Annotated in this window: 19 protein-coding genes and 7 pseudogenes; 8 read left to right on the plus strand and 18 right to left on the minus strand. The window is 58.6% G+C overall.

All coding sequences use genetic code 11. From position 1 onward, the window contains the following. Positions 1–100 precede the first annotated feature (100 nt). From AC13RC_RS31200 to AC13RC_RS31210, 3 genes are all read right to left on the minus strand, one after another. Positions 101–580 carry a Rid family hydrolase gene (locus AC13RC_RS31200; protein ID WP_113353613.1) on the minus strand — a complete coding sequence of 160 codons (480 nt, stop codon included), beginning with the start codon at positions 578–580 and terminating at the stop codon, positions 101–103. Between the two features lie 175 nt (positions 581–755). Beyond that, a complete protein-coding gene (locus tag AC13RC_RS31205) occupies positions 756–971 on the minus strand; it encodes a hypothetical protein (RefSeq protein WP_183813606.1) in 216 nt (71 codons plus the stop codon). 105 nt (positions 972–1,076) lie between these two features. Then, on the minus strand, positions 1,077–1,715 hold the full coding sequence (locus AC13RC_RS31210) for an outer membrane protein (protein WP_183813604.1): 639 nt from the start codon (positions 1,713–1,715) through the stop codon (positions 1,077–1,079). Between the two features lie 298 nt (positions 1,716–2,013). Between AC13RC_RS31210 and AC13RC_RS31215 the strand changes: the two are divergent. Then, positions 2,014–2,171: pseudogene (locus AC13RC_RS31215) on the plus strand (LysR family transcriptional regulator); the annotation flags it as partial. Positions 2,172–2,218: 47 nt separating this feature from the next. On the opposite strand, the pseudogene AC13RC_RS31220 reads toward AC13RC_RS31215, so the two are convergent. The 3 genes and pseudogenes from AC13RC_RS31220 to AC13RC_RS31230 form a co-directional block, all read right to left on the minus strand. Continuing rightward, a pseudogene (locus AC13RC_RS31220) lies at positions 2,219–2,494 on the minus strand (ester cyclase); the annotation flags it as partial. Between the two features lie 18 nt (positions 2,495–2,512). Next, entirely contained in the window at positions 2,513–3,421 is a 909-nt protein-coding gene (locus AC13RC_RS31225) for an alpha/beta fold hydrolase (protein ID WP_183813600.1), read from the minus strand. After that, a complete protein-coding gene (locus AC13RC_RS31230) occupies positions 3,418–4,560 on the minus strand; it encodes an epoxide hydrolase family protein (RefSeq protein WP_488559534.1) in 1,143 nt (380 codons plus the stop codon). The genes AC13RC_RS31225 and AC13RC_RS31230 overlap by 4 nt, the downstream gene beginning before the upstream one ends. 152 nt (positions 4,561–4,712) lie before the next feature. Here AC13RC_RS31230 and AC13RC_RS31235 point away from each other — a divergent pair, with 152 nt between their 5' ends. The 4 genes and pseudogenes from AC13RC_RS31235 to ligD all read left to right on the plus strand — a co-directional run bounded on the left by AC13RC_RS31235 (position 4,713) and on the right by ligD (position 7,784). Beyond that, positions 4,713–5,627, plus strand: a complete 915-nt coding sequence (locus AC13RC_RS31235) for a LysR family transcriptional regulator (protein WP_488559535.1) — start codon at positions 4,713–4,715, stop codon at positions 5,625–5,627. Positions 5,628–5,867: 240 nt separating this feature from the next. Further along, positions 5,868–6,298 (plus strand): annotated as a pseudogene (locus AC13RC_RS31240) (ATP-binding cassette domain-containing protein); the annotation flags it as partial. 6 nt (positions 6,299–6,304) lie between these two features. Then, positions 6,305–6,523 (plus strand): annotated as a pseudogene (locus tag AC13RC_RS31245) (DNA polymerase Y family protein); the annotation flags it as partial. Positions 6,524–6,740: 217 nt separating this feature from the next. Next, complete coding sequence (gene ligD / locus AC13RC_RS31250; RefSeq protein ID WP_488559536.1) at positions 6,741–7,784, plus strand: non-homologous end-joining DNA ligase; 1,044 nt, start codon at positions 6,741–6,743, stop codon at positions 7,782–7,784. Between the two features lie 201 nt (positions 7,785–7,985). Here ligD and AC13RC_RS31255 read toward each other — a convergent pair whose 3' ends face one another. The 3 genes and pseudogenes from AC13RC_RS31255 to AC13RC_RS31265 all read right to left on the minus strand — a co-directional run. Further along, complete coding sequence (locus tag AC13RC_RS31255) at positions 7,986–8,408, minus strand: phage prohead protein (protein ID WP_488559537.1); 423 nt, start codon at positions 8,406–8,408, stop codon at positions 7,986–7,988. A gap of 344 nt (positions 8,409–8,752) precedes the next feature. Then, positions 8,753–9,919 carry an ATP-binding protein gene (locus tag AC13RC_RS31260; protein ID WP_488559538.1) on the minus strand — a complete coding sequence of 389 codons (1,167 nt, stop codon included), beginning with the start codon at positions 9,917–9,919 and terminating at the stop codon, positions 8,753–8,755. A 76-nt stretch (positions 9,920–9,995) separates the two neighbouring features. Then, a pseudogene (locus AC13RC_RS31265) lies at positions 9,996–10,404 on the minus strand (tyrosine-type recombinase/integrase); the annotation flags it as partial. A gap of 252 nt (positions 10,405–10,656) precedes the next feature. Here AC13RC_RS31265 and AC13RC_RS31270 point away from each other — a divergent pair. Together AC13RC_RS31270 and AC13RC_RS31275 are read left to right on the plus strand one after the other, a co-directional pair. Beyond that, the gene (locus AC13RC_RS31270; protein ID WP_113353623.1) at positions 10,657–11,274 is read left to right on the plus strand and encodes a type IV toxin-antitoxin system AbiEi family antitoxin domain-containing protein; all 618 of its coding nucleotides are present in this window, start codon (positions 10,657–10,659) and stop codon (positions 11,272–11,274) included. Further along, positions 11,267–12,136: pseudogene (locus tag AC13RC_RS31275) on the plus strand (nucleotidyl transferase AbiEii/AbiGii toxin family protein). The gene AC13RC_RS31270 and the pseudogene AC13RC_RS31275 overlap by 8 nt, the downstream one beginning before the upstream one ends. 197 nt (positions 12,137–12,333) lie before the next feature. Here the strand turns inward: AC13RC_RS31275 and AC13RC_RS31280 are convergent. The 7 genes from AC13RC_RS31280 to AC13RC_RS31310 all read right to left on the minus strand — a co-directional run bounded on the left by AC13RC_RS31280 (position 12,334) and on the right by AC13RC_RS31310 (position 18,299). Beyond that, complete coding sequence (locus tag AC13RC_RS31280) at positions 12,334–13,314, minus strand: L,D-transpeptidase (RefSeq protein WP_183813435.1); 981 nt, start codon at positions 13,312–13,314, stop codon at positions 12,334–12,336. A 327-nt stretch (positions 13,315–13,641) separates the two neighbouring features. Further along, positions 13,642–14,559 carry an NADP-dependent oxidoreductase gene (locus AC13RC_RS31285; protein ID WP_368518408.1) on the minus strand — a complete coding sequence of 306 codons (918 nt, stop codon included), beginning with the start codon at positions 14,557–14,559 and terminating at the stop codon, positions 13,642–13,644. 140 nt (positions 14,560–14,699) lie between these two features. Continuing rightward, a complete protein-coding gene (locus AC13RC_RS31290; protein WP_113390856.1) occupies positions 14,700–15,164 on the minus strand; it encodes a DUF3788 domain-containing protein in 465 nt (154 codons plus the stop codon). Between the two features lie 85 nt (positions 15,165–15,249). After that, positions 15,250–15,942, minus strand: coding sequence for an FMN-dependent NADH-azoreductase (locus AC13RC_RS31295; protein WP_488559539.1), 693 nt, complete (start codon positions 15,940–15,942; stop codon positions 15,250–15,252). A 42-nt stretch (positions 15,943–15,984) separates the two neighbouring features. Next, positions 15,985–16,530 (minus strand): carboxymuconolactone decarboxylase family protein, encoded by a 546-nt coding sequence (locus AC13RC_RS31300; RefSeq protein WP_488559540.1) that lies wholly within the window; start codon positions 16,528–16,530, stop codon positions 15,985–15,987. A 33-nt stretch (positions 16,531–16,563) separates the two neighbouring features. Further along, on the minus strand, positions 16,564–17,217 hold the full coding sequence (locus tag AC13RC_RS31305) for a nitroreductase family protein (RefSeq protein WP_145322810.1): 654 nt from the start codon (positions 17,215–17,217) through the stop codon (positions 16,564–16,566). 113 nt (positions 17,218–17,330) lie between these two features. After that, positions 17,331–18,299 (minus strand): AraC family transcriptional regulator, encoded by a 969-nt coding sequence (locus tag AC13RC_RS31310; protein WP_113353630.1) that lies wholly within the window; start codon positions 18,297–18,299, stop codon positions 17,331–17,333. Positions 18,300–18,581: 282 nt separating this feature from the next. Here AC13RC_RS31310 and AC13RC_RS31315 point away from each other — a divergent pair. After that, positions 18,582–18,854, plus strand: a pseudogene (locus AC13RC_RS31315) (LysR substrate-binding domain-containing protein); the annotation flags it as partial. 54 nt (positions 18,855–18,908) lie between these two features. Here AC13RC_RS31315 and AC13RC_RS31320 read toward each other — a convergent pair. Together AC13RC_RS31320 and AC13RC_RS31325 are read right to left on the minus strand one after the other, a co-directional pair. Further along, positions 18,909–20,114, minus strand: coding sequence for an MFS transporter (locus AC13RC_RS31320; RefSeq protein WP_488559547.1), 1,206 nt, complete (start codon positions 20,112–20,114; stop codon positions 18,909–18,911). Beyond that, positions 20,114–20,443 (minus strand): hypothetical protein, encoded by a 330-nt coding sequence (locus tag AC13RC_RS31325; protein WP_113390851.1) that lies wholly within the window; start codon positions 20,441–20,443, stop codon positions 20,114–20,116. Before AC13RC_RS31325 ends, AC13RC_RS31320 begins: the two co-directional genes overlap by 1 nt.

A 20,443-nucleotide genomic window follows, 5' to 3' on the forward strand; every position in this document is an offset into this window, starting at 1 on the left:
CGTGTTCGCTCCGCAATGCGCCACGCCGGTTCTGAAGGCGATAGCGGCGGCGTCCGCGCCGCCGCCTGGCTGAGGCAGCAGGGCAAGGTCGGCTGAGCTGCTACGGTGCGCGCTGCTGCGGCACTACCGGCGCGAAGGCGGTTGCTTTGATCTCGACCAGCCCGCCATCCGGGTTCAGTTCTGCCACAGCCAGCTCGACCGCGGCTGGATAGGGGGCAGGGAAGAATTCGTCTCGCACGGCCGCGATCGCAGCCAGTTGTCCGGCCTTGTCTAGCGCCAGCCGGTCGCTGCCGAGCACATGGAACATTTGCAGTTCCACCACGTCCTCAAGCCGCGCGTCGCAGGCGTGCAACAGCTCTTCGATCTGCCGGAAGACGCGGCGCAGCTCCGCGCGAAAGCCCTCCGCGTCCAAGGGATGCGGTTGCCGGCTGCAGGCAACGATGCCCGACAGGAAGACGAAGTCCCCAGCCCGGCGCGCCGGCGCGTAGTGGAACTGGTCGACATCGGCCTGCAGTCCGGATGGAATTGCCACCATGCCGGTGCGGGTTGTAACACTGCGGATATCCGATTGGAGATCCATTGAAGAGTCCTTTTTCATACACTTTGATGCAGAATTTCTGTCAATGATTGCGGCGTCGGTCAAGCGAATTATGGAGTGATTACTAAAGAATTTCCGATGGGTCAGCACGCCGTCAGCGCAATTGCTGAGGATTGTTGCACTCTTCACCTGCGGGCTCATTCTTCAGTTGCCGCCATCAAAGTTTTTTGTTCTGGAGCCAGCAGCCGATGACCTGGACGAGTTCGTCCTTCTCCAATGGCAGCCAATGCCTGCAGGACATGCTCGCCAGGGTAATGTTTCGACAGGCTGCACGCATCGGGTCGCCCTGACGATTTGCGTTGCTGCTGCAGATCAGATCGAAATCGCCGTTGACGAATAATGCCGGCAGCCACGGCGTGGTCATCCAGACCAATGACCTTCCAACGGTTAAGCCCACGACAAACGTGACATTACCGTCCTACGAAAAACCCCGCCAGCAAACGCCAGCGGGCTCTCCAAATCAAACCGGTCCTAAATCTTAGAACTTCACGCCGACGCCGACGCCGACAACGTGCTGGTCGAGGTCGGCCTTGATGCCGACAATGTCCTTATCGCCGTAGCTGTTGAAGCGGTATTCGGCGCGGGCGAAGATGTTGTTGGTGAAGGCGTAGTCCACGCCGGCGCCGATGGTCCAGCCGTTGAAGGTCTTCGTTTCCTTGTCGCCGGGCACCTTGATAAAGCCGCGCGTTGCGGTCCAGCCACCGGTCGCGTAGATGAGCGTGCGGTCGAACGCATAGCCGAGGCGCCCGCGCACCGAGCCGGTAATATCCGTGCCGACCTTTACCTTCGTGCCGAATACGTCATAGCTGTTGGAGTTCCAATTGCGGCCGATATCGCCGTCGATGCCGAGCACGACATTGTTGTTCAGCTGATAGTTGAAGCCGGCAAAGCCGCCAGCGAAACCGCCGTTGAAGTTATCCGAAGCGCTTGCGCCGGGAACGCTGAAATCGCCCTTAAGCCAGCTTCCGCCGCCGTGCACGCCGACATAACCGCCGGTCCAGGAAAAGCCCTCAGCAGGCGCGGCAACTGGGGCACCGGGCGTCGTCAAATCGGCTGCATGGGCAGAAAAGGCGAGAGTTGATACAGCGATCACGACGGATGCGAAAAGGGATTTCATTCTTCTTTCTCCTCAAGATTGTTCTTACTACGGTCGAACGCAGAGCCACCCATATACAACCCAGAGACAAACAATGCTGTGTTGAAGTTGCCACAATACACAATTAATAGAGGTAAGGAGTAGTAATGGATCCATTGAGAAAAACATCTTATTACTGTTCACTAATACATGGGAAGTATCCAGTGCACTAGGGGGAGAGTAGATTAGAAGCCCTCCCATTACATCCATCCTGGCCCGGGAGAAAAGCCGCTATGTCCAAGCTACGTATCACCGTCTTTTGGAGACTGTAGAAACCGCTCTTCCGGACTGGGTCAACGAGGGAGAGGTTCGCGCTACAGGGGTTCCGTTCACGGCCCGAACCCCCAAGCGCAGATCGCTGCGGCGCAACAAGGGATTGGCATGACCCGACTGCCCTGCTTTGTCGGAGATGCCGATCCCCTGCTGGCGAGAGTTCCGCCCTTATATTCGTAAAAGACGTTCTCGCAGAACGACACGCGCTGGTCATTGACCGGAAGGCCGAGAAACTCCCCGGTTGGACTAATGTCAAATTCGAGGCGGCTAGCCAGCGTATTGTTGTCTGAGACCAGGATGTCGACTGTGTAGTACAAGTCGGGGATCTCATGAGCCTCTTTCTCCCGCGCCCGCCGATATGCATCAAGGCCGACGATCTCTCCGTTGTAGGCGACATCGGTATTGACGTAGTCCGCCAGGCTGCCCCAGTCCCGGTTATTGAGGCAGTCGATATATTCTTGATACAATTCCGAAAGTGGGGCCGTCATCTCGTTCCTCCTGGGGCTTCAACTGATCTGCTGGTGGATCCTAATGACAGCGTTCGCGAACTCCTCGGGTTGCTCCTGCGGCACGTTGTGTCCGGCGTTGACGACGCGGTGTTCATGGAAGCCGACAAACATTTTTGCATGGTGCGACGTCCCACCGGGCTTCAGGGGATCACTGGTCCCGTCAATGGTGACAGCCGGCACGGCGATTGCAGGCTTCTGGGCCAGTCTGACCTCGAACTCCTGCATCGCCATCTCACCGGCCTCAAGGCCGAAAGAATGGCGATAGCAGCTAATGACGACGTCCGCAAAGTCAGGATTTTCGAACGCCTCGGCCGACCTGGCAAACGTCGCATCATCAAACCGCCAGGCTGGAGACCACTCGCTCCATAGTATCCGGCAGAGATCCCGGCGGTGTTGCAACAGGCACTCGCGTCCACGCTCCGTCTGGAACAGGTGCTGATACCAGAAGACTTTTTCCAATGCAGGAGCCACAGGGTGCCGTTGCCCGTTGACGTCAATGATGTCGTAGCCAGCATAGGATACCAAGCCGCCGATCTGTTCCGGCCATAGGGCTGCCGCCACGCATGAGGCATTTCCGCCCCAGTCGAAGCCGCCAAGAATGGGCCGCTTGATCCCAAGCGCGTCGATCAGTTCGACGATATCGAGGCCGCGGGCGGCTTGCTGTCCGCTGCGAGGCGTTTCGTCCGACAGGAAGCGCGTCGGTCCGAAACCACGAGTATACGGTACAATGACCCGCGCTCCGGCCCGCGCCAAAGTCCGACCGACTTCATCGAACGCGTGCACGTCGTATGGAAATCCGTGTGAGAGAACGACCGGCCAACCGTCGGGCGCCCCGTGTTCAAGGTAACCGATGGAAAGGGTGCCGGTCTCAACGGTCTTCGTGGCTGTTCCGTTCGCCGCGCTCAACGCTTGCCTCCCTCAACCCTTGCGATGAACGTCCGCAGGTCCGCGAGCATCAGTTCCGGTTGCTCGAGCGCCGCGAAGTGGCCTCCCTTGGCCAACTCACTCCAATGAACGACGTTGTAGGTCCTTTCGGCAAGCGATCTAGGTGGAGGGAGGAATACCGGATCGGGAAACGCAGCTACGCCCATTGGGACCTCGATGCGGGTGCCTTCCGGAAATGTCTGCGATCCCTCCAGACGCTTGCCGTGATAGATCCAGGTCGAAGTGACAACCGATGACGGTGCCAGGTAGAGCATGATGTTGGTCAGCAGTTCATCTTCGGAGAACTTGCTCCAGAGATCTGGACTACCGTCTGCCATCGTACCCAGGTCGGCCCATTTGCCAAATTTTTCCAATATCCATCCAGCCGCTCCGACCGGGCTGTCGGCAAGCGCCACCCCCAGCGTCTGCGGGCGAGTCTCCTGTTCGTGATTATAGCCCGTCTCCCAGTCCAGGATCACGGCTCGCCTTCTGACCAGGTCCTCCTCTTCCGGGGTAGTCGGGACAACATCCTTGGCCAGGACACCGACCATGTTAAGGTGGAACCCAAGCAACGCGTCTGGCTGGCTATAAGCCATCCAACTTGCGATCCCTGCGCCCCAGTCTCCTCCCTGCACGACGTAACGGCGACCTGGAAACAGCCTCGTCATCAGCAGATGCATCAGTTCGGCTGCCCGCCGTGGTCCGATGACGCCCGTGATCGGCTGTGAAAACGCGAAACCGGGGAGGGAAGGGACGACCACGTCGTGCCCGTCCGCGACGAGCGGGTCGATTAGGCGTTCAAACTCAAGATAGGATCCCGGCCAACCATGCAGAAGGAGGACAGGTGACTTGGCGCCATCGCCTTTGGCGTGGAGGAAGTGAATTCCTTCGCCCTCCACATCCGTCTTGAAATTCGGACGCCGATTGAGACGCTGCTCGACCTCACGCCAGTCGTAGCTGTCGAGCCAGTAGGCTACCAGGCGCTTGAGGTCACGCACTCCGACCCCTGCCGACCAGCCGCCGACGTCGGCAAGCTGAGACCAGTCATACGCCTCGACCTTATTGCGGATCGCAGCGAGGCGTTCATCGGATATGTGGATCTTAAATGGCGAGATCATCATCCTGTTTTGCCCTCCAACTTATTCGACCGCGAGTTAGCTCCACGAACGGAAGGTTGCATCATTCGATCAGGCGCAAAGATGGGCTTTTCTTTTGGCCTGTGTATCCCATCTTTCCGCGAAAATCTTTTGCGCAGGCCGCATAAATGGATGGGATGGAAGTGACAGGTGATCTTGAGGTGTTCACGTTAGTCGCCGAAGCGGGAAGCTTCTCCGCGGCCGGCCGCCGGCTCGGTCTTGCGCCATCTTCGGTCGCCAGGATCGTCGATCGCATCGAAGCAAGGCTTGGGGTCCGGCTGCTGCTGCGCAGTACTCGATTGCTGACAATTACGCCGGAGGGCACCGCTTATCTATCGGCGGCGCGCAGAATTCTCGCGGATCTCCGCGAAACCGAGCAGATGATCTCCGACCGGAGTTCCCCGCGCGGTCGTCTTCGGGTGACCACGTCCATCCAGTACGGGAGACTGTCGCTGGTCCCGCTTCTGGGCGAGTTTATCAGGCGGTATCCCGGCATCTTGCTCGACGTCAATCTCACCGACACGATCGTGAACATCGCCGCAGGGCAAGCGGACGTTGGCATCCGCTTCGGTCCCGTGACCGACGAGGCGTTGACCGCGCGAAAGCTCGGCGAAACGCGCAAGGTGATCGTCGCATCCCCGGAATACCTCGCACGTCGAGGCACGCCGCAGGTTCCAGAGGACCTTCATGATCACGACTGCCTAGGGTTCAACTTCAAGCGAGCCGCCCCAACATGGCCGTTTCGGAAAGACGGGCTCGATTATCCTTTGACTATCAAAGGCAGTGTAGAAGCAAACAATGGCGAGACGCTGGGGCAACTCGCCGCAGAGGGTGTCGGAATTACGCGCGTGGGAACGCAGACCGTCGAGGACGCAATCCGGTCTGGACAACTCGTGCCGCTTCTCGAGGAGTTCAATCCCGGCGAAGTGGAAGAGATCCATGCGGTATTCGTCGGCGGAGCCCACATGCCGGTGCGTATCAGGTGTTTTGTTGACTACCTCGTCGAAAATTCACACCTGCTTGGCACTGGCCGTCCAGTACGTGTGGATTAGGCGGTACAGCCGCCCCATGTCTAAGTCTACCTAATGGGTGTGCTGTCCACCTGTAGCGGACATTTCTCTGGGGCACGGCTATCTTGTTCTTTATGGCAAAAGGTTTGCGCTGCTCGAGGCGTTCACGTTGAAGCCAACAGTAAGCGCCTGATTAATCCGTTCAAACTGCCTACGTTCGGGCTTCCAGAACGAGTTTCAACAGGACACGCAATCGGTCCAGCGCCTGCTTGGCGCGTGGGTATCCGCGCCATCACGCAGGCAAGCCTTCGCTGCGCGACAAGAGTCAACGCGCCAGGATGTCGCGTCGCTGTACCGTTCCGTCGGCGCAATATCCGCGGCGGCCGGCCGGAGGCGACGCAGGAAGAGATCGAAGGGTGGCAAGATGGTGAGCGCCGATGGCTTCATTGCCGACCTTGCCGACAGCGAGGGCCGCAAGTTTATGACGCCTTCGTCGGCGATCGCTGCATCAAATTGCCGGGCGGTCAGCGCCGGCGGGGGCTATCGCTCGCGTGCTCCTGAAGGATGCATCGATCTTAGTGCTCGACGAGGCGACGTCGGCCCTGGACAGCGAATCCGAAGCAGCCATCCAGGAGAAGCCCAATCTTGTGATGGAGGGAAAGACGGTGATCGCGACCACCCACCGCCTTTCGACCGTTATCAGCGGCTCCAGGCGCTGGATATCGGCGGCCGATGCCAAGGCCAGGCAAGCAGGTGTGCGCGTCCGCATGCCGGCCGCCAAGGCGCAAGTCATGGTGCATGGGCTGCGGTTCGCCGATGCGGATCCAGCGGCCGGTGCGGAAGCGCTCCAGCGGATCGCGCCCTGGTCCCTCTCGCAATATTCCCCGATCGTAGCCGTCGATGGCACGGACGGTATCGTCATGGACACCGATGGCGCCGGGCCTTGGACGGAATTTTAGCGAGGCTAAAGGTTGGCAAGGACAGCGAGGAAGCGCAACGCGCAGCGGCGATCATTATCGAGCTCTACCGGCAAGGCGTGCATAACGACACGCAACTCATAGAACTGGCGGCGGTGGCGCGAGGAGTAGGCAATCCGGATTGATCGCCAAGAGGAAAGACTCGACTCCTTAAGCTTTCTCTGTTGCAGTGTTTTTCATGACGAAGTCCCCGCGTAAGTCATCAAAACCACTTCTCGCCTCCTCTGAAATGCCGCTGCGAAGCCAGCCGCGCAAGGCCCGCGACCCAGCCCAGCCCCGGTTGCCCCTCGATCCCATGCCCGAGCGGATCGAGCCGGCGCTGGCGCTTTTGAAGTCGGAAGTCCCCACGGGACCGCAATGGCTCTATGAGATAAAATGGGACGGCTATCGTCTTGCGGCCCATGTTGAACCAGGCCGCGTACGGATCCTCACACGTGGAGGGCACGATTGGACCGATCGTTTTCCGACGATCGCCAAGGAAGCCGCCGAATTCGGCACGACGATGATCCTCGATGGCGAAGCCGTCGTCCTGGATGAGAAGGGGAGATCGAACTTTGGCGCTCTTCAGCGTGCCCTTGGCGGAAGGGGAGGGCACCGCCAAGCAAACGAGGCGATCTTTTATGCTTTCGATCTCGTGTATTTCGATGGGCACGACCTTACGAAGCTGGATCTCACCGAGCGTCGGCAGATCCTGGATGGCTTTCTCCTCGATCACGCAGGCGTCATAAAGCTATCCGAAGAGGTGGAAGCCGATGGCAACGAGCTGTTGGCCACCGCATGCGCGCATGGGCTCGAAGGCATCATCGCCAAGAACCGGGAGCAGCCCTATCGCTCCGGTCGCACCGGTGATTGGATCAAGGTGAAATGCGTCCACAGCGACAGTTTTTTCATCGTCGGCTATGAACCGTCCGCTGTTGCACACGGCGGGATCCGCAATTTGTTTCTCGCTGCTTATCGAGGCCACGATCTCATCTACGTCGGCAACGTCGGAACAGGCTTCAATGAGCGCGACGCAACCAAGCTTCGCAAGGATTTGGATAAGCTCAAGACCTCGCGGGCGCCGATTGCCTTGAAACAGCGCGGCGTTGTCTGGGTTCAGCCGACATTGATCGCCGAGATCGAATATCGTGCCTGGACGGATGATGGCAAGCTACGCCATGCGTCGTATAAAGGCCTCCGAGAGCGGCAGGACAACGCCGAAGTCTATCATCTGCCTCAATGAGGCTCAGAACTATGCTCTGAGCGCGATCCATATCAAGGTGATTACGTTTCGCACATCGTTTGGTTGATCGCGGGTCGGTGAACACGTCGATCTCATCCCTGGCCGGCGCGAAATCAGTCCTCATACTCGTAGAGGGCAAGTGCTCCCTGTTGAGCGTGCAACCCGAAACGACGTCGGGAGTGGCCTAGAGACAACGTTTCGTCAGGTTGGCAATGAATCCAGGATCGGATCAGGCTTGAAAATCTCCGGTCCAAAACGGAGGCGGCCGTCAAATGGCCGGATGTCTCGTAAATCCAGGCTGTCGAGCGCGAATGAAACGTGGGGTGTGTAATCTCGATAAAACCACGTCATTCCCGCCCGGCGAAACTCCGTGTGACGGCGGGAAAGCTTGATGGAACCAAAGGCCAGTACGACGATGCCTCCAAAGTTCAGGACAGCTCTTCGTTGGCTCGCGCGGATCGTCAAATCGTCCGCGGCGGGTACCAGCTGCCGCCAAACGTTCGTCTCGTGGAATTTTCCGACGGTAACATGCAAAGCGGTCGCCGGTACGATCTCCCGGAAGCCCTCGGTGATCGCCCATTCAATCAAGTCGTTTCGATTAAGAAGTTCCCTGATGACGAACATGGGCTTCTTTCACAGGAGTTTCAGGAGGCGCTTATCTCTCGGTCTCTAACTGATTACAAAAATTTATGAAATCGGGAACGGGATCTTTGGTTCGATTCTCATCAAGAGCGGGCATCTCGACAGCGGCGCTATACTATGTTCGAGAAAATAGTATAATGAGGATCAGGGTGGATGGTGACCGGTATTGGAGGAGTTGAGGCTATAGGGCAATCCGCCTTACGGTGGCATAAGCCTGCGCCTACCGTATATCTATGCCGCCTTGAATGTTCAGGGGCCATTTTGAAGAGGGCGAGCTCCGCCTGGTCATTTTGGACAGGCTTTGGCGCCGAGAAGCGCTCAGTGCGCTAGCCGAGTTCGGCCAAGGCTGCCCCTAACGCTGATACCGGCATTGCTTCCACGTCTTGCTTCATGGGGAAGATCTCCTGTCCGGGGTAGACGACGATCCGTCGCAGCGGATTCAAATCCTCGCACGCAAGATAGAAGCCCTTTTCGAGTCTAGGCGACAGACTACGCTTGATTTCGATGGCCCACGGACGATTGCCCGGTGGCGTGAGGAGCAGATCGATTTCGGCGCCGGCGGATGTCCGATAGAAACTACTCTGTGTTCCGGCCGGTGCTGCAGCAATCAGCGTCTCGATAACGAAACCTTCCCAACTTGCACCGGCGACCGGATGGCCGAGCAGATCCTCCTGAGTGGTCAACCCCAAGAGAGTGTGGGTGATGCCACTGTCGCGAACATAAACCCGAGGCGATTTTACGAGACGCTTTCCAACATTTGCATGCCAAGGCTCCAGACGTCGTACGAGCAGCAGATCAACCAGCAGGTCGAGATAGGAGGCAACGGTCTTGCCATCGACGCCAAGCGCACGTGCAAACTCTGCGGCGTTCAGAAGTCCGGACTGATGATGCGCGAGCATGGTCCAGAAGCGCCGCAATGTCTCCGCAGGAATACGAGGACCGAGCAAAGGAATATCTCGCTCCAGATACGTACGAATAAAGTCCTGCCGCCATCGCTGGCTTGCGCGATCGGTTTGAGCGAGTAGACTGTCTGGGAAACCCCCTCGTAGCCATAGCGTATTTAGTTCGTCAGCTGGTACTTCGATGCCGTTAACGGGGCCCATTTCAAGATAGGCTATACGGCCAGCGAGCGTCTCACCCGACTGTTTCAATAAGTCAATGGATGCTGACCCAAGCAGCAGGAACTGCGCCGCTTTTCTATCACTTCGACGGCCGCGGTCGATAAGTCCGCGCAAATTCTGAAAAAGATTAGGAAGCCGGTGAACCTCGTCCAATATGACGAGCTTGTCACTATGTTGGCTGAGATATAGTTCCGGTTCGGCGAGCTTGGCACGATCAGCATCCGATTCCAGGTCGAGATAGATCGAAGGCCGATGGTCGGCTATGGAGAGTGCCAACGTCGTTTTTCCGACCTGACGCGGCCCGATGAGCGCGACAGCTGGGCGCGTATCGAGGAGTTCGTTCAGTTCGGATGATATTCGACGGTTAATCATCCTTGCATTTATGGAATAAAACTCCAGAATTGCAAGGAGAAAATAGCGCGCGTCTCTCGAGAATCCGGACGTAGCGCTACAAAAACAAACGCGCCGCCCGTCCGTTCTTCGCTCCGCGTTGTTATAATAGCTCGCCGCCTGCGCCACGGCTTGTGCAGGGATTGCTGCATGCCTCCTTCAAAGGGATGCCGCGATTGGCCGCCCTGGTCAGATATCCGGATCGCAGTCCATGCGCCAAAGAGCTCCGGATCCAAACCGGCCTGGCTGCACCGCGTCTTCAGGATCAGATTGACCGACTGCGGCGTCAGCGCCGGCCGATCGATATTGCCCCATTGGTCGATGCGGCGGAACACCGGTCCGGTATCGATTCTGGCTTCCTCGATCCACCGCTTCAGCGCTTCGATCGGCCGGCCGATCAAAACGACGACGTGCGTGCGGTCGTCCGCCGTTGTCGTCTTGGTGCGGCCGAGAAACCGCGATCGGCACGTCGTTGCAGTTCGCCGGTGGAGGCCGCAGGCCCGCGGGTCGGACATTCTATCGAGGCAAAGTCGATACATGCCTTTGGAAAATTTGAGGAGTGAAACACTTTGTAACCACAGGGTCGTCGGTTCGACTCCCATCAAGAGCATAACTATCGTTGTTGCTCGCGATTTCGTCCAATCGTTGCCTTCCCCAAGGGTATGGATTGTGATACAAATCCTCGGACAATAGATTCTATACTCCGAGTTCTTGTGTCAATGCCGGCTTCCGTCACTCAACGCCAGATCGCCCGTAATGTGCTTATCGAGCGGGGCATCGCACGACTGGCGGAACTTCGGAGCGCTGGCGTGACAGCGGCAACCATGAGCCGAATGGAACGGGATGGTGAAGTGCTGCGGCTTGCTCGCGGTCTATATCAACTTCCAGATGCCGAACTCGATGCCAACCATAGTCTGGCAGAGGCTGCCAAACGCGTTCCGAAAGCCGTTGTCTGCCTTGTTTCGGCTCTGGCATTCCACGGCCTTACCGATCAACTGCCAGGACACGTGTGGCTTGCCATAGGCCGCAAAGACTGGCCTCCGAAACCAGATGGCACACCTATTCGCATCGTGCGCTTTACGGAGAGCCTGCTCCACGATGGCGTTGAAATCCATGTTATTGAAGGTGTTCCCGTGAAGATTTTCGGAGTTGCCAAAACAATTGCCGATAGCTTCCGCTATCGCAACAAGATCGGCCTCTCCGTGGCGATCGAGGGGCTTCAAGAAGCGCTACGGCAACGCAAGGCCAACCCCGGCGAGATCGCTGCTGAAGCCGAGCACGGCGGTGTTAGAACGGTGATCCGGCCGTATCTCGAGGCATTGACCGCCAATGGCTAAAGAAATCAGAAATCTCTGCGCCTCGGTGCGCACCCGCCTGTTGCAACTCGCCAAGGCAAGTGGGCAAACCTTCGATTTGGTTCTGACGCGTTTTGCGCTTGAGCGGTTATTATTCCGGCTCAGCGAATCACCTCATGCCGGCCGCTTTGTGCTGAAGGGCGCGATGCTAATGATGAGTTGGTTTGACGATCCGCACCGTGGCACACGCGATCTCGACCTTTTGGGCTTTGGCAATCCCGAGCCGGACCCGATGCTGAAGACTTTTCGCGAGATTCTGGCGCAACAAGCTGATGATGGCGTCACGTTCGATGCAGAAACTTTACGCGTGGATCGCATTAGTGAGGGACTGGAATATGGCGGGCTCAGGCTGCGGGTCGTGGCCTTGATCAGTGGCGCGCGGATTACCCTGACGATCGACATCGGATTTGGCGATGCGCTCGAGCCTGGGGCGGAGATGCTGGATTATCCTTCCATGCTCGGCTTTCCGATGCCCCGGCTCCGAGCCTATGCGCGGGAGACGGTCATTGCCGAGAAGTTCCAGGCGATGGTCATGCTAGGGCGTGCAAACAGCCGCATGAAGGACTTCTACGACATCTGGATTCTCAACCGGTCATTCGATTTCAATGATGACAGATTGGCGCGTGCGATCAAAGCGACTTTCGAACGACGAGAAACACCGATCCCCACGGAGATACCCGACGCCCTCACGGACGCGTTTGCCAAGGACCAGGAAAAGCAACGACAATAGCACGCTTTCGTTGAAAGCGTTGCACATGAACCCGGCGATCTGAAGGAAGTTATCACAGAGATTGCCGCGTTCCTGATGCCACATGCCATTGCCGCCGTGAGGCTGCGCAAATGAGCATTTTGCTCACAATCGTCCGGTTATGGAGCAATGACAAATCGATTTCGCTGACGAAGTAAATAACGGCGTCACAGGTTCATATCCTTTCACATCAACGGACTGGATTTTGTCGAACCTGAGTCGATCTTTGAAAAGTGGCATTTCAGCCAGGCGGGGGGACGGCCACTTTGCTCCTTCCCTCCGCAACCTAATGTTCAGTCGACAAATTCAACCACTACGCCCGGCTTAACCATCCCTGCGAGCTCTTCCACATCCCAGTTGGTCAGGCGGACGCAACCGTGAGAGTCGACCTTGCCGATAAGTTCCGGATCCGGCGTTCCGTGAATCCCATAAGTTGGTTCCGTCAAATCAATCCAGACGGTGCCGACGGGATTATTCGGCCCGCTCGGCAGCTTTAATATCTTCTTATTGTGACCCTGCTGAAAGTTGATCGTCGGGTTGTAGATGTATGTCGGCAATCGCGCGACACCTTTGACCTTGTGCTTGCCGGAGGGAGAAGGTGTCTCCTCGCTGCCGATCGTAGCAGGGTAGACTGCCAATAACGACCCATCTTCTGCAAATGCGAATACCTGTCCCGATTGCCTATGGACCTCGATTCGTTTCACTACACCGCTCTTTGCAGCGCCGGTTGCTGCGACCGAGATCGTTTCACCGGGAGTGAAGGAGGCGGTCGGATTGAGCGCCTTGAGGAGGGCAATACTCATATGGAAACGTTCGGCTAGTTTCTCGGCGATGCTGGTATAACCGAGATGATCCATCTTTGCCTGCAAGGCATAGTCCTTGGGAATCTTCGGTACCAGGTCCTTCCCGTCGTCTGCGGTTATGGAATAACTCTGAACGACCGGGCCTTGCTCTTCGAGCCGCCCGAGCACGGCCGTATCGGGCTTATTGCCAACTGGAAGTCCCTGCAATGCGTTAAATCCCGCAATTGCCTTGTTGAGGTTGTCCCCGCCAAAACCGTCGATCGCGCCCGGTGAAGCGCCAGTTCGATCTAGCAGAATTTGAAGTTTTACGATTGCCGCATCAGGATTGGTCGGTTTGGGGCTTGGTGCTTCGATGTGCGCGGACGAAATGGAAGCGGCATTCACATCTTGTGCGGTTATGGTGGCGGCGACAGCCGGATACCATGATGTCAAAATAATCCAGATCGCAAGGTAACAGCGCGCGGTGGCCATAGGAAGAAAATCGCGATAGGCGCTAATTGGTTCCATCCGAATGGGCGGAATACTTCTCTCGGGGCGAGGGCTGGGCGCTCACACATGTTGAGAAATGTGGTCCAAACGGGAATCTTCTGGGAGGTGCTCAAATGCCGTCGTCTGTGTGGTGACGTGCTTGGCAATTGCGGTGCGTGTTGTGCGATCGCGAAACTGGCGGCGGCTTTATCCATTGAGAAGCAGCCGTCATACGTCCGCAGAATAGGGCCGGAGTTGTTGCTCCGGCCATCATGGTTCAGCTTGGGTTCGCTTAGGAAAAATAATGACGATATTGATGGCTAGCGCCTCTCATTCGCGAGTGCGAATGATCGTTTTCCCTGTCCGCCGTCTGGTGGGAGTGAATGCAGCGACCGCATTATCCAAGGTCGAGATGTAGCCGATGTTCGTCCGAAGGCGTTCGTCACGTACCCGCTGAACAACCTCATTAAGTTGAGCGCGATCGGATTCCACGACGAAGTCAATTGCCCGGCCATCGACGGGTCGCGCTTCAACCGGGCCAACTACGGAAACGAGCGTACCTCCGGGTCGTACCAGACCTGCGGAGCGCTTCTGGATCTCGCCGCCGATCATGTCAAGCACGAGATCGACGCTCCCGATTTCCTCGAGCGTATGATTTGCCAGATCGACGAACTCGTTCGCGCCAAACTCCACCGACTTCTGCCGGTCGGCGGCACGTCCGGTGGCAATGACGTAGGCTCCGAACTCGCGCGCAAGCTGCGTCGCGATCGAACCCACCGCACCGGCGGCGCCATGAACAAGGACGCTCTGGCCTGCTTGGAGGCGGCCATGTCGCAACAGTCCTTGCCAGGCGGTCAGGCCGGAGATCGGCAGGCTGGCAGCCACTGTGAACTCCACGTCGCCGGGAAGTGGTACGAGGTTGCGAGCCTCTACGGCGACATATTCCGCCAGGGTGCCGTCGCGGTACCAGTCCGTCAGGCCGAACACGCGCTGTCCCAAAGAAAGGCCGGTCGTACCATAACCGAGAGCGGTAACCACACCGGCGAACTCATGGCCCGGGATCGATGGCGTTCGTTTTTGGCCGATGCGATCGGTCCAGGTGGAGGGCCAGCTCAGTTCGGTCGGCACGAAGCCCGACGCGTGAACCTCGACGATGACGTCGTTTATCGCCGCCTGCGGCTGCGGGTACTCCGCCAATGACATGCCGGCCGCGCCGGCGGCTTCGTCGGTTGCTATGATGGCTTTCATCGATTTGTCTCCTTCGATGCTTTGATGATTTGAGGTGATACAGCGCGGAAGACCACTTCGATCTTCCTTGGGTGCCGTGGGTAGATGTCTTTGGGTCCGGTGTCGGCTCGTGAGAGGAACGATTGCAGATGACGGGCTAGTCAGCGTGGGAGCGGCGGACGCTTCATCGCCAAAAGCTCTGTCACATCCTGCAGCTCATCTTTGGACAAGACTGGAAGCGTTAGCCATTTCCCGTCGATGTAGGTCTTCGCGTCATCGTAGGCTCTGACCAATCGCGGGCGCCAGAAATAACGCCGCTCCTCGAACTTCTCGCGTTCGGCTCCGCCCATCACGACGATGGCGGAGAACCGCTGATATTCCGGCACCAAAGTAGTAAGCGCCCTAGTCTTCTTGAAGCGCAAGGACCAACCGCGCTTCTTTCCGCCGTAAAGCCAGTCGGGTGCGAATACTCCGGGATAGGATGCATCGATCCAGGTCCGCAGTTCGCTCCATTGACCGTATGCCTCTGAGCCCAGCCATTCGCGGATGGCGCGGTCATCGGGCGGTGTCGAATTGCCGGTGATCCTGTCACCGACCTTGGGAAGCGTAGACGTAGATAAGATCATCTGAAGCCTCATGTTGATTGGCCGGCGGCGTCGGATGGTTGATGAACAAACGTTGGAAGCTTTCGGTCCCTCAGTGTGCGCTTGGCTATGCGTGCCTGGGCAAGGCGAGGTCGGCATGGTTCCAGCCGACGCTCGCGACCATTGCGGGTTGATCCTGGATTTCGGTCAGGCGCTTCACGGCGGTGACGTCGAGAGCTGCAAGCGTCTTGTCTCTCGTCTCTGCCGCCTGCTCCCAGTTAAGGAAGGCCGTTCCTTGAAGCGGGAAAAACTGCTGGCTCTTCAGCCCGATCGAGCTAAGCGCAATCGACAGGTAGGGGGTCAGGAAATCCGGTTGGTTGGCGCGCTCGCCGATGAAGAAGCCGCCGGAAGCCACGCCGATAAGGACCGGACGGTCCCGAAGCATTCCGACCTTCCCGACCGACGTCGATTTTATTGTACGGCCTACACGCAAGATCTGGTCGACCCAGGCCTTCAGGACCGAGGGAATGGTCAGATTGTGCATCGGCGTTCCTATGACGACCACATCCGCCGCTTCGACTTCCCGCACAAGCTGTTCGGAAAGATCGAGCGACCCGGCCGGCGGGGCCGCCAAAGTGGCCGGTGACGCCAGTGCAGCGGCATAAAGGGCCGCGGTCTGAGGTAGGGGATCAGTGCCGAGGTCACGTCGGATGATGTCCGCGCCAGGTGCAACCTCAAGAAGCCTTTTAACGATCGCCGCCGAAAGCTGACGGCTATGGGATTGTTGGCGCGGACTGTTGTCGATGTGGAGAATGTTCATGGGGTTGATCCTACAGATTCATGAGACTAGGAGAGATGGGACTCAGATCGCGCCGGCCGGGGCAACGGCAGGAAAGTCCTTGTCCGGATCGAAGACGTTGTTGAACAGGTTCGTCAGGGTGTACATTGCGACCAGAGCAACGATCTCGATGATGTTCGCTTCGGTGAATTCGGCATCGCGAACAGCCTTCAGATCCGCGTCACTGACTTTCCCGCGGGTCTCGATAACCTTTCGCGCGAATTGCACCGCCGCATCCCGCTTCGGGTCGGTCGCATGGCCCTTGCGAGCGAGAATGATCTCTTCGGCTGGCAGCTTGGCCATATGTTCGGCAGTGAAGCTGTGCACCGCCAGGCAGTAATTGCAGCCATTCACTTCGGAGACGGCAAGGCCGATGCTGTCTCGAGTCCTCACGTCAAGCACCTTCCTGAGCGACCCGAGTAGGGCAGCCCATGCGTTGAAGGCGATCGGGCTTTGAGCAAAGGCCGCCATCATGTTTGGGGTGAACCCGATGTTTCTTTTGAAAGCATCGAGGGTCTCTTTGGATGCAGCCGGCACCTGTTCCGGCGTCAGAACGGTCGTTCTGGTCATGGTCGTCTCCATAAATGTTGATTGAGTTGCGGGTTATGCGAAGGACAGGACGTCGGCTACGGGCAGGCGTGGCTTCTGCGGCCAGTTGCCGGACCGCTCGGGTCCGACGGTCAAGAGCATGACCGGGATTTCATCTTCGGCGAGGCCAAATTCGCGATGCACCGCTTCCGCGTCGAAGCCGATCATCGGCGTGGAACCGAGGCCGAGCGAGCGCGCCGCGTAGATGATCGCAGCCGTACCGAAGGTCGCGGAGCGCACCGCTTCGTCCCGCTGCCGTTGGGGTTGGTTGTCATAGAGGCCGCGGGCGGGCGCCTCCCATTCCGGCACCAGGTGGGCCGGCATGATGCCGGCTTCCACGACCGGCGCCAGACGGGCAGGCACGGCGCTGGCATCGGCCAATTGGCCGACGATAACGAAGGTAACCGCGGCATCGAGGATCGCGGGCTGCTTCCAGGCGATCGGATGGAGCCGAGCCTTGGCGTCAGGTGTGCGGACCGCGATAAACCGCCAATTCTGAAGGTGAAACGAGGTCGGCGCCGACGTGCCGATGCGCACCAGATCTCGGATCTGATCGTCGCTCAGTGTGGCGGTGGAGTCGTAATATTTAGCGGCGCTGCGGCTGAGGATGGCTTCGATGACCGCATTCGTCGGTACCGCTTCGGAGGCTATGTTGTTGATGTAGTTCATTGGGTGGCTCCCTCATCAAGTGATTACGGAGCCGATTTTACGACCGCATGTGATATTATCGAGATTGAATTGCCTCAATATGATGCTTAAAAGGATCAAACCTTAGGCCGGCGCTAACTCGCACTTTTCCCGCCGGTCTGCGCGAGCCTGCGCCATTCCCCTGGCGTCATTCCCATTTTCTCGGCGAATACGCGCCGGAATGCCGAAACAGATTGATAGCCGACCGTTTCGGCGATTGTCTCGGTACTGATCGCTGGCTTCTTGAGCTCGTTGGCAGCCAAACTCATGCGCAAATCGGTCAACAGGTCGAGGGCGGAGCAACCGAGCCTGTCCCGGAAGTGTCGCATGAACGTTGCGCGAGACATGCCACACAGCTCTGCCAGATCAGGTAGTTTCCAGGGCTTGGCGGGATCAGCGAGCATGGCGCTGATTGCCGGCGCCAAGCGCGGGTGGCCGGCCAGTGCCAGCAGACCCTCAGGAGCTGTTGCTGATTGGCTGGCTGCACGCAACACCAACGTAAAAAGAGCCGAAGACAGTGCATTGAGAACGGCGCGTCCTCCGGGTCGATCGCCGGCCGCTTCCATTCGCATCAACCCCACCAGATTAGAGAGTTGGCCAGTTGCGGACGCGACACCCTCTTCTCCGGGGGCATCCATGGTCCGTGCCACCAGATCGAGGGGCAGGTAGTTGCGGACCAATCGATCGTGAGGAGGCGAAATGAAAAATCGGCCACACAACAGATCTAGTTGTTCGCCGTCGCTGTCGTTCTCGCTCAGCATCCACCCGGCAGTATTCTGCCGCTGCTGCGTAGGAGCGGGCGTCTGCCCGCTGCCATCGTGCAGCACATGCGCCGCACCGTGCGGTAACAGCACGATATCGCCGCTCGTCAACTCCCGCCGGGTTCTTGCCTCCGGATCCTCAAAGATCGCTCGGCCCCTGACGACGACGTGGTAGGGAATTTCGTTCGGCGCAGCCCGGTTCCACATAATGCGCCAGGGAGCGCCATAGGCGCAGCGCACCTCGAGCTGGCCGGTGACCGTGATGATTTGAAGCAGTTGGCTCAACCAATCGAGTTCAGACATAGGATCTCGTCAACGTGAAGGGTGCCGGCATCCTATTCTATCTGCACCAAGGCTCAATGCACCGCCTGCAAGGCAACATGGCGGGCAAAGTGTAAGCCGAGCTCAAGCTCATGCGCCAAAATGAAATCAAATACTTCGGCATCTGGAACCAAGTAGGGCGTTGTGGTTCAGATCCCTTCAAGAGCTTGAGACATTGGACCGGAGCGCGATGCCTATCGAAGGAGCTATCCTAGCAGTTCTTCATCATCTGCGGCTTTGCGTTATTTGCAACAGCAACGAGTCCGGCCCAACGATCGCATCGAACTCGACGCGCTGGATGCAATCGCTGTACTCGTTGACCGCGGGATTGGTGTTTCGCTCGTCCCGGATCGGGTGCTGCCTTGGCCGGGAGGCTTGTCGATCGTAAGACACCGCCTCCCTGATCCGGCTCCCGAACGGGTGCTTGGACTGCTCTGGCCGCAGGCCTCGGCACACGCGCGGCACATTCAGGCCGTAGAGCGTGAAGCCATCCTGACGCTCGGTGGTGCGGAAGCGACGAACTCTGCAGGTCCTTAGCGCAAAAAACATGGCGATAGAGCGACCAAACCTTGCCGGAGGTACTCTCAGCTCCTAGTTCCGACCTGCTCCTTGTTTGGCAAAGATGCCGATCGTCGCCGCGATGATCCCTGATGCCGCCGCAATGGCCATCGCCCAGCGCGGGCTTTCATGATCGGCCACCCAGCCGACGATGGGCGCTCCGATCGGCGTGCCACCGAGTGCGATGCCGACGCGCAGCGCCATCACCCGCCCGCGCATCGTAGCCTCAGTCGAAAGCTGCATCAGGCTGTTGGTGGCGTTGGTGAAGGAGAGTGCGGCGACGCCGATGACGACAAGCGCCGCCGCGAAGAGCCAGTAGCAGGGCGCAAGCGCCGCCAACGCACAGCCGAGGCCAAATACCGTGGCGCTTACGATCAGATTGCGGAATTCGATGCGGTCGCGGCCGGCATTCAGGAATGCCCCCGTAATCGTCCCGACCGCCATAACAGACGACAACAGCCCGTAGCCGGTGGCATCGGCATGGAAGATGCGCACGCCCATTGTCGAGACGAAGATCGGAAAATTCAGGCCGAAGGTGCCGATGAAGAACAGCATGAACAGGATCGCCACGAGATCGGGGCGGCCCCGGACATAGCGCAGGCCCTCGACAAAGCGGCCCTTGCCACGTGCCGCCCGTCTGTTCGGCCGCAGCTCCGACCGCCGCAGCAGCGTCAGAGAAATCAGGACGGCCAGGAAGGATACGCCATTGGCGAGAAAGCCCCATCCGGTCCCGATAGTGGCGATCGCGACACCCGACACGGCCGGACCGATCATCCGCGCGAGATTGAACGACATGGAGTTCAGCGCCACCGCATTCGGCAGATCGTCGTCGCCGACCAGCTCCGCGATGAAGGTTTGGCGGACCGGCGCGTCGAGCGCGGCCACGCTGCCAAACAGGAAGGCGAACACATAGACGTGCCAGAGCTGCGCGAGGCCCGTGACGGTGAGGATACCGAGCGCCAGCGCGAGCGCGCCCATCGTCGCCTGCGTCGCCATCAGGAGCTTACGCTGGTTCAGACTGTCGGCGGCAAGACCCGACCAGGGAAGCAGCAGAAACTGCGGTGCAAACTGCAGAGCCATGACGATACCGACAGCCGAGCCGTTATGTCGCGTCAGTTCGGCGAAGACGAGCCAGTCCTGTGCGGTTCGCTGGACCCAGGTGCCGATATTCGACACGAGCGCCCCCGCCGCCCAGAGCCGGTAATTGTAGTGTCGGAGCGACCGGAAGGTCCGCAGCATCATTGCCGTTCCGGCGCGTTCCCGCCATGGAACCGGCCGAAGTGACGCGCGCAAAACAGGGCGATGGCGAAGGCCCCAAGGCCTGCAGATAAGACATCCGTGGCGCCATCCCAATTCACGCTGCCGAAACGGATGAGAAGCACATAGGCCAGTACCAGATTGGCGAAGCCCCATAGGATATTGACGGTCGACGATGACAGGCCTTCACCGGGTGGCCTGGCGAAGGGCGATTGAAAGGGCCGGCCGAGAACGCCGCTGACGAGGTGCGGAATTGCATTCATCAGAAATGCACCGCCGGCAAGCAGCGAGAGAGTGTGGAGGAAGGTCAT

This window comes from Martinezella sp. CNPSo 3890, assembly GCF_057784455.1.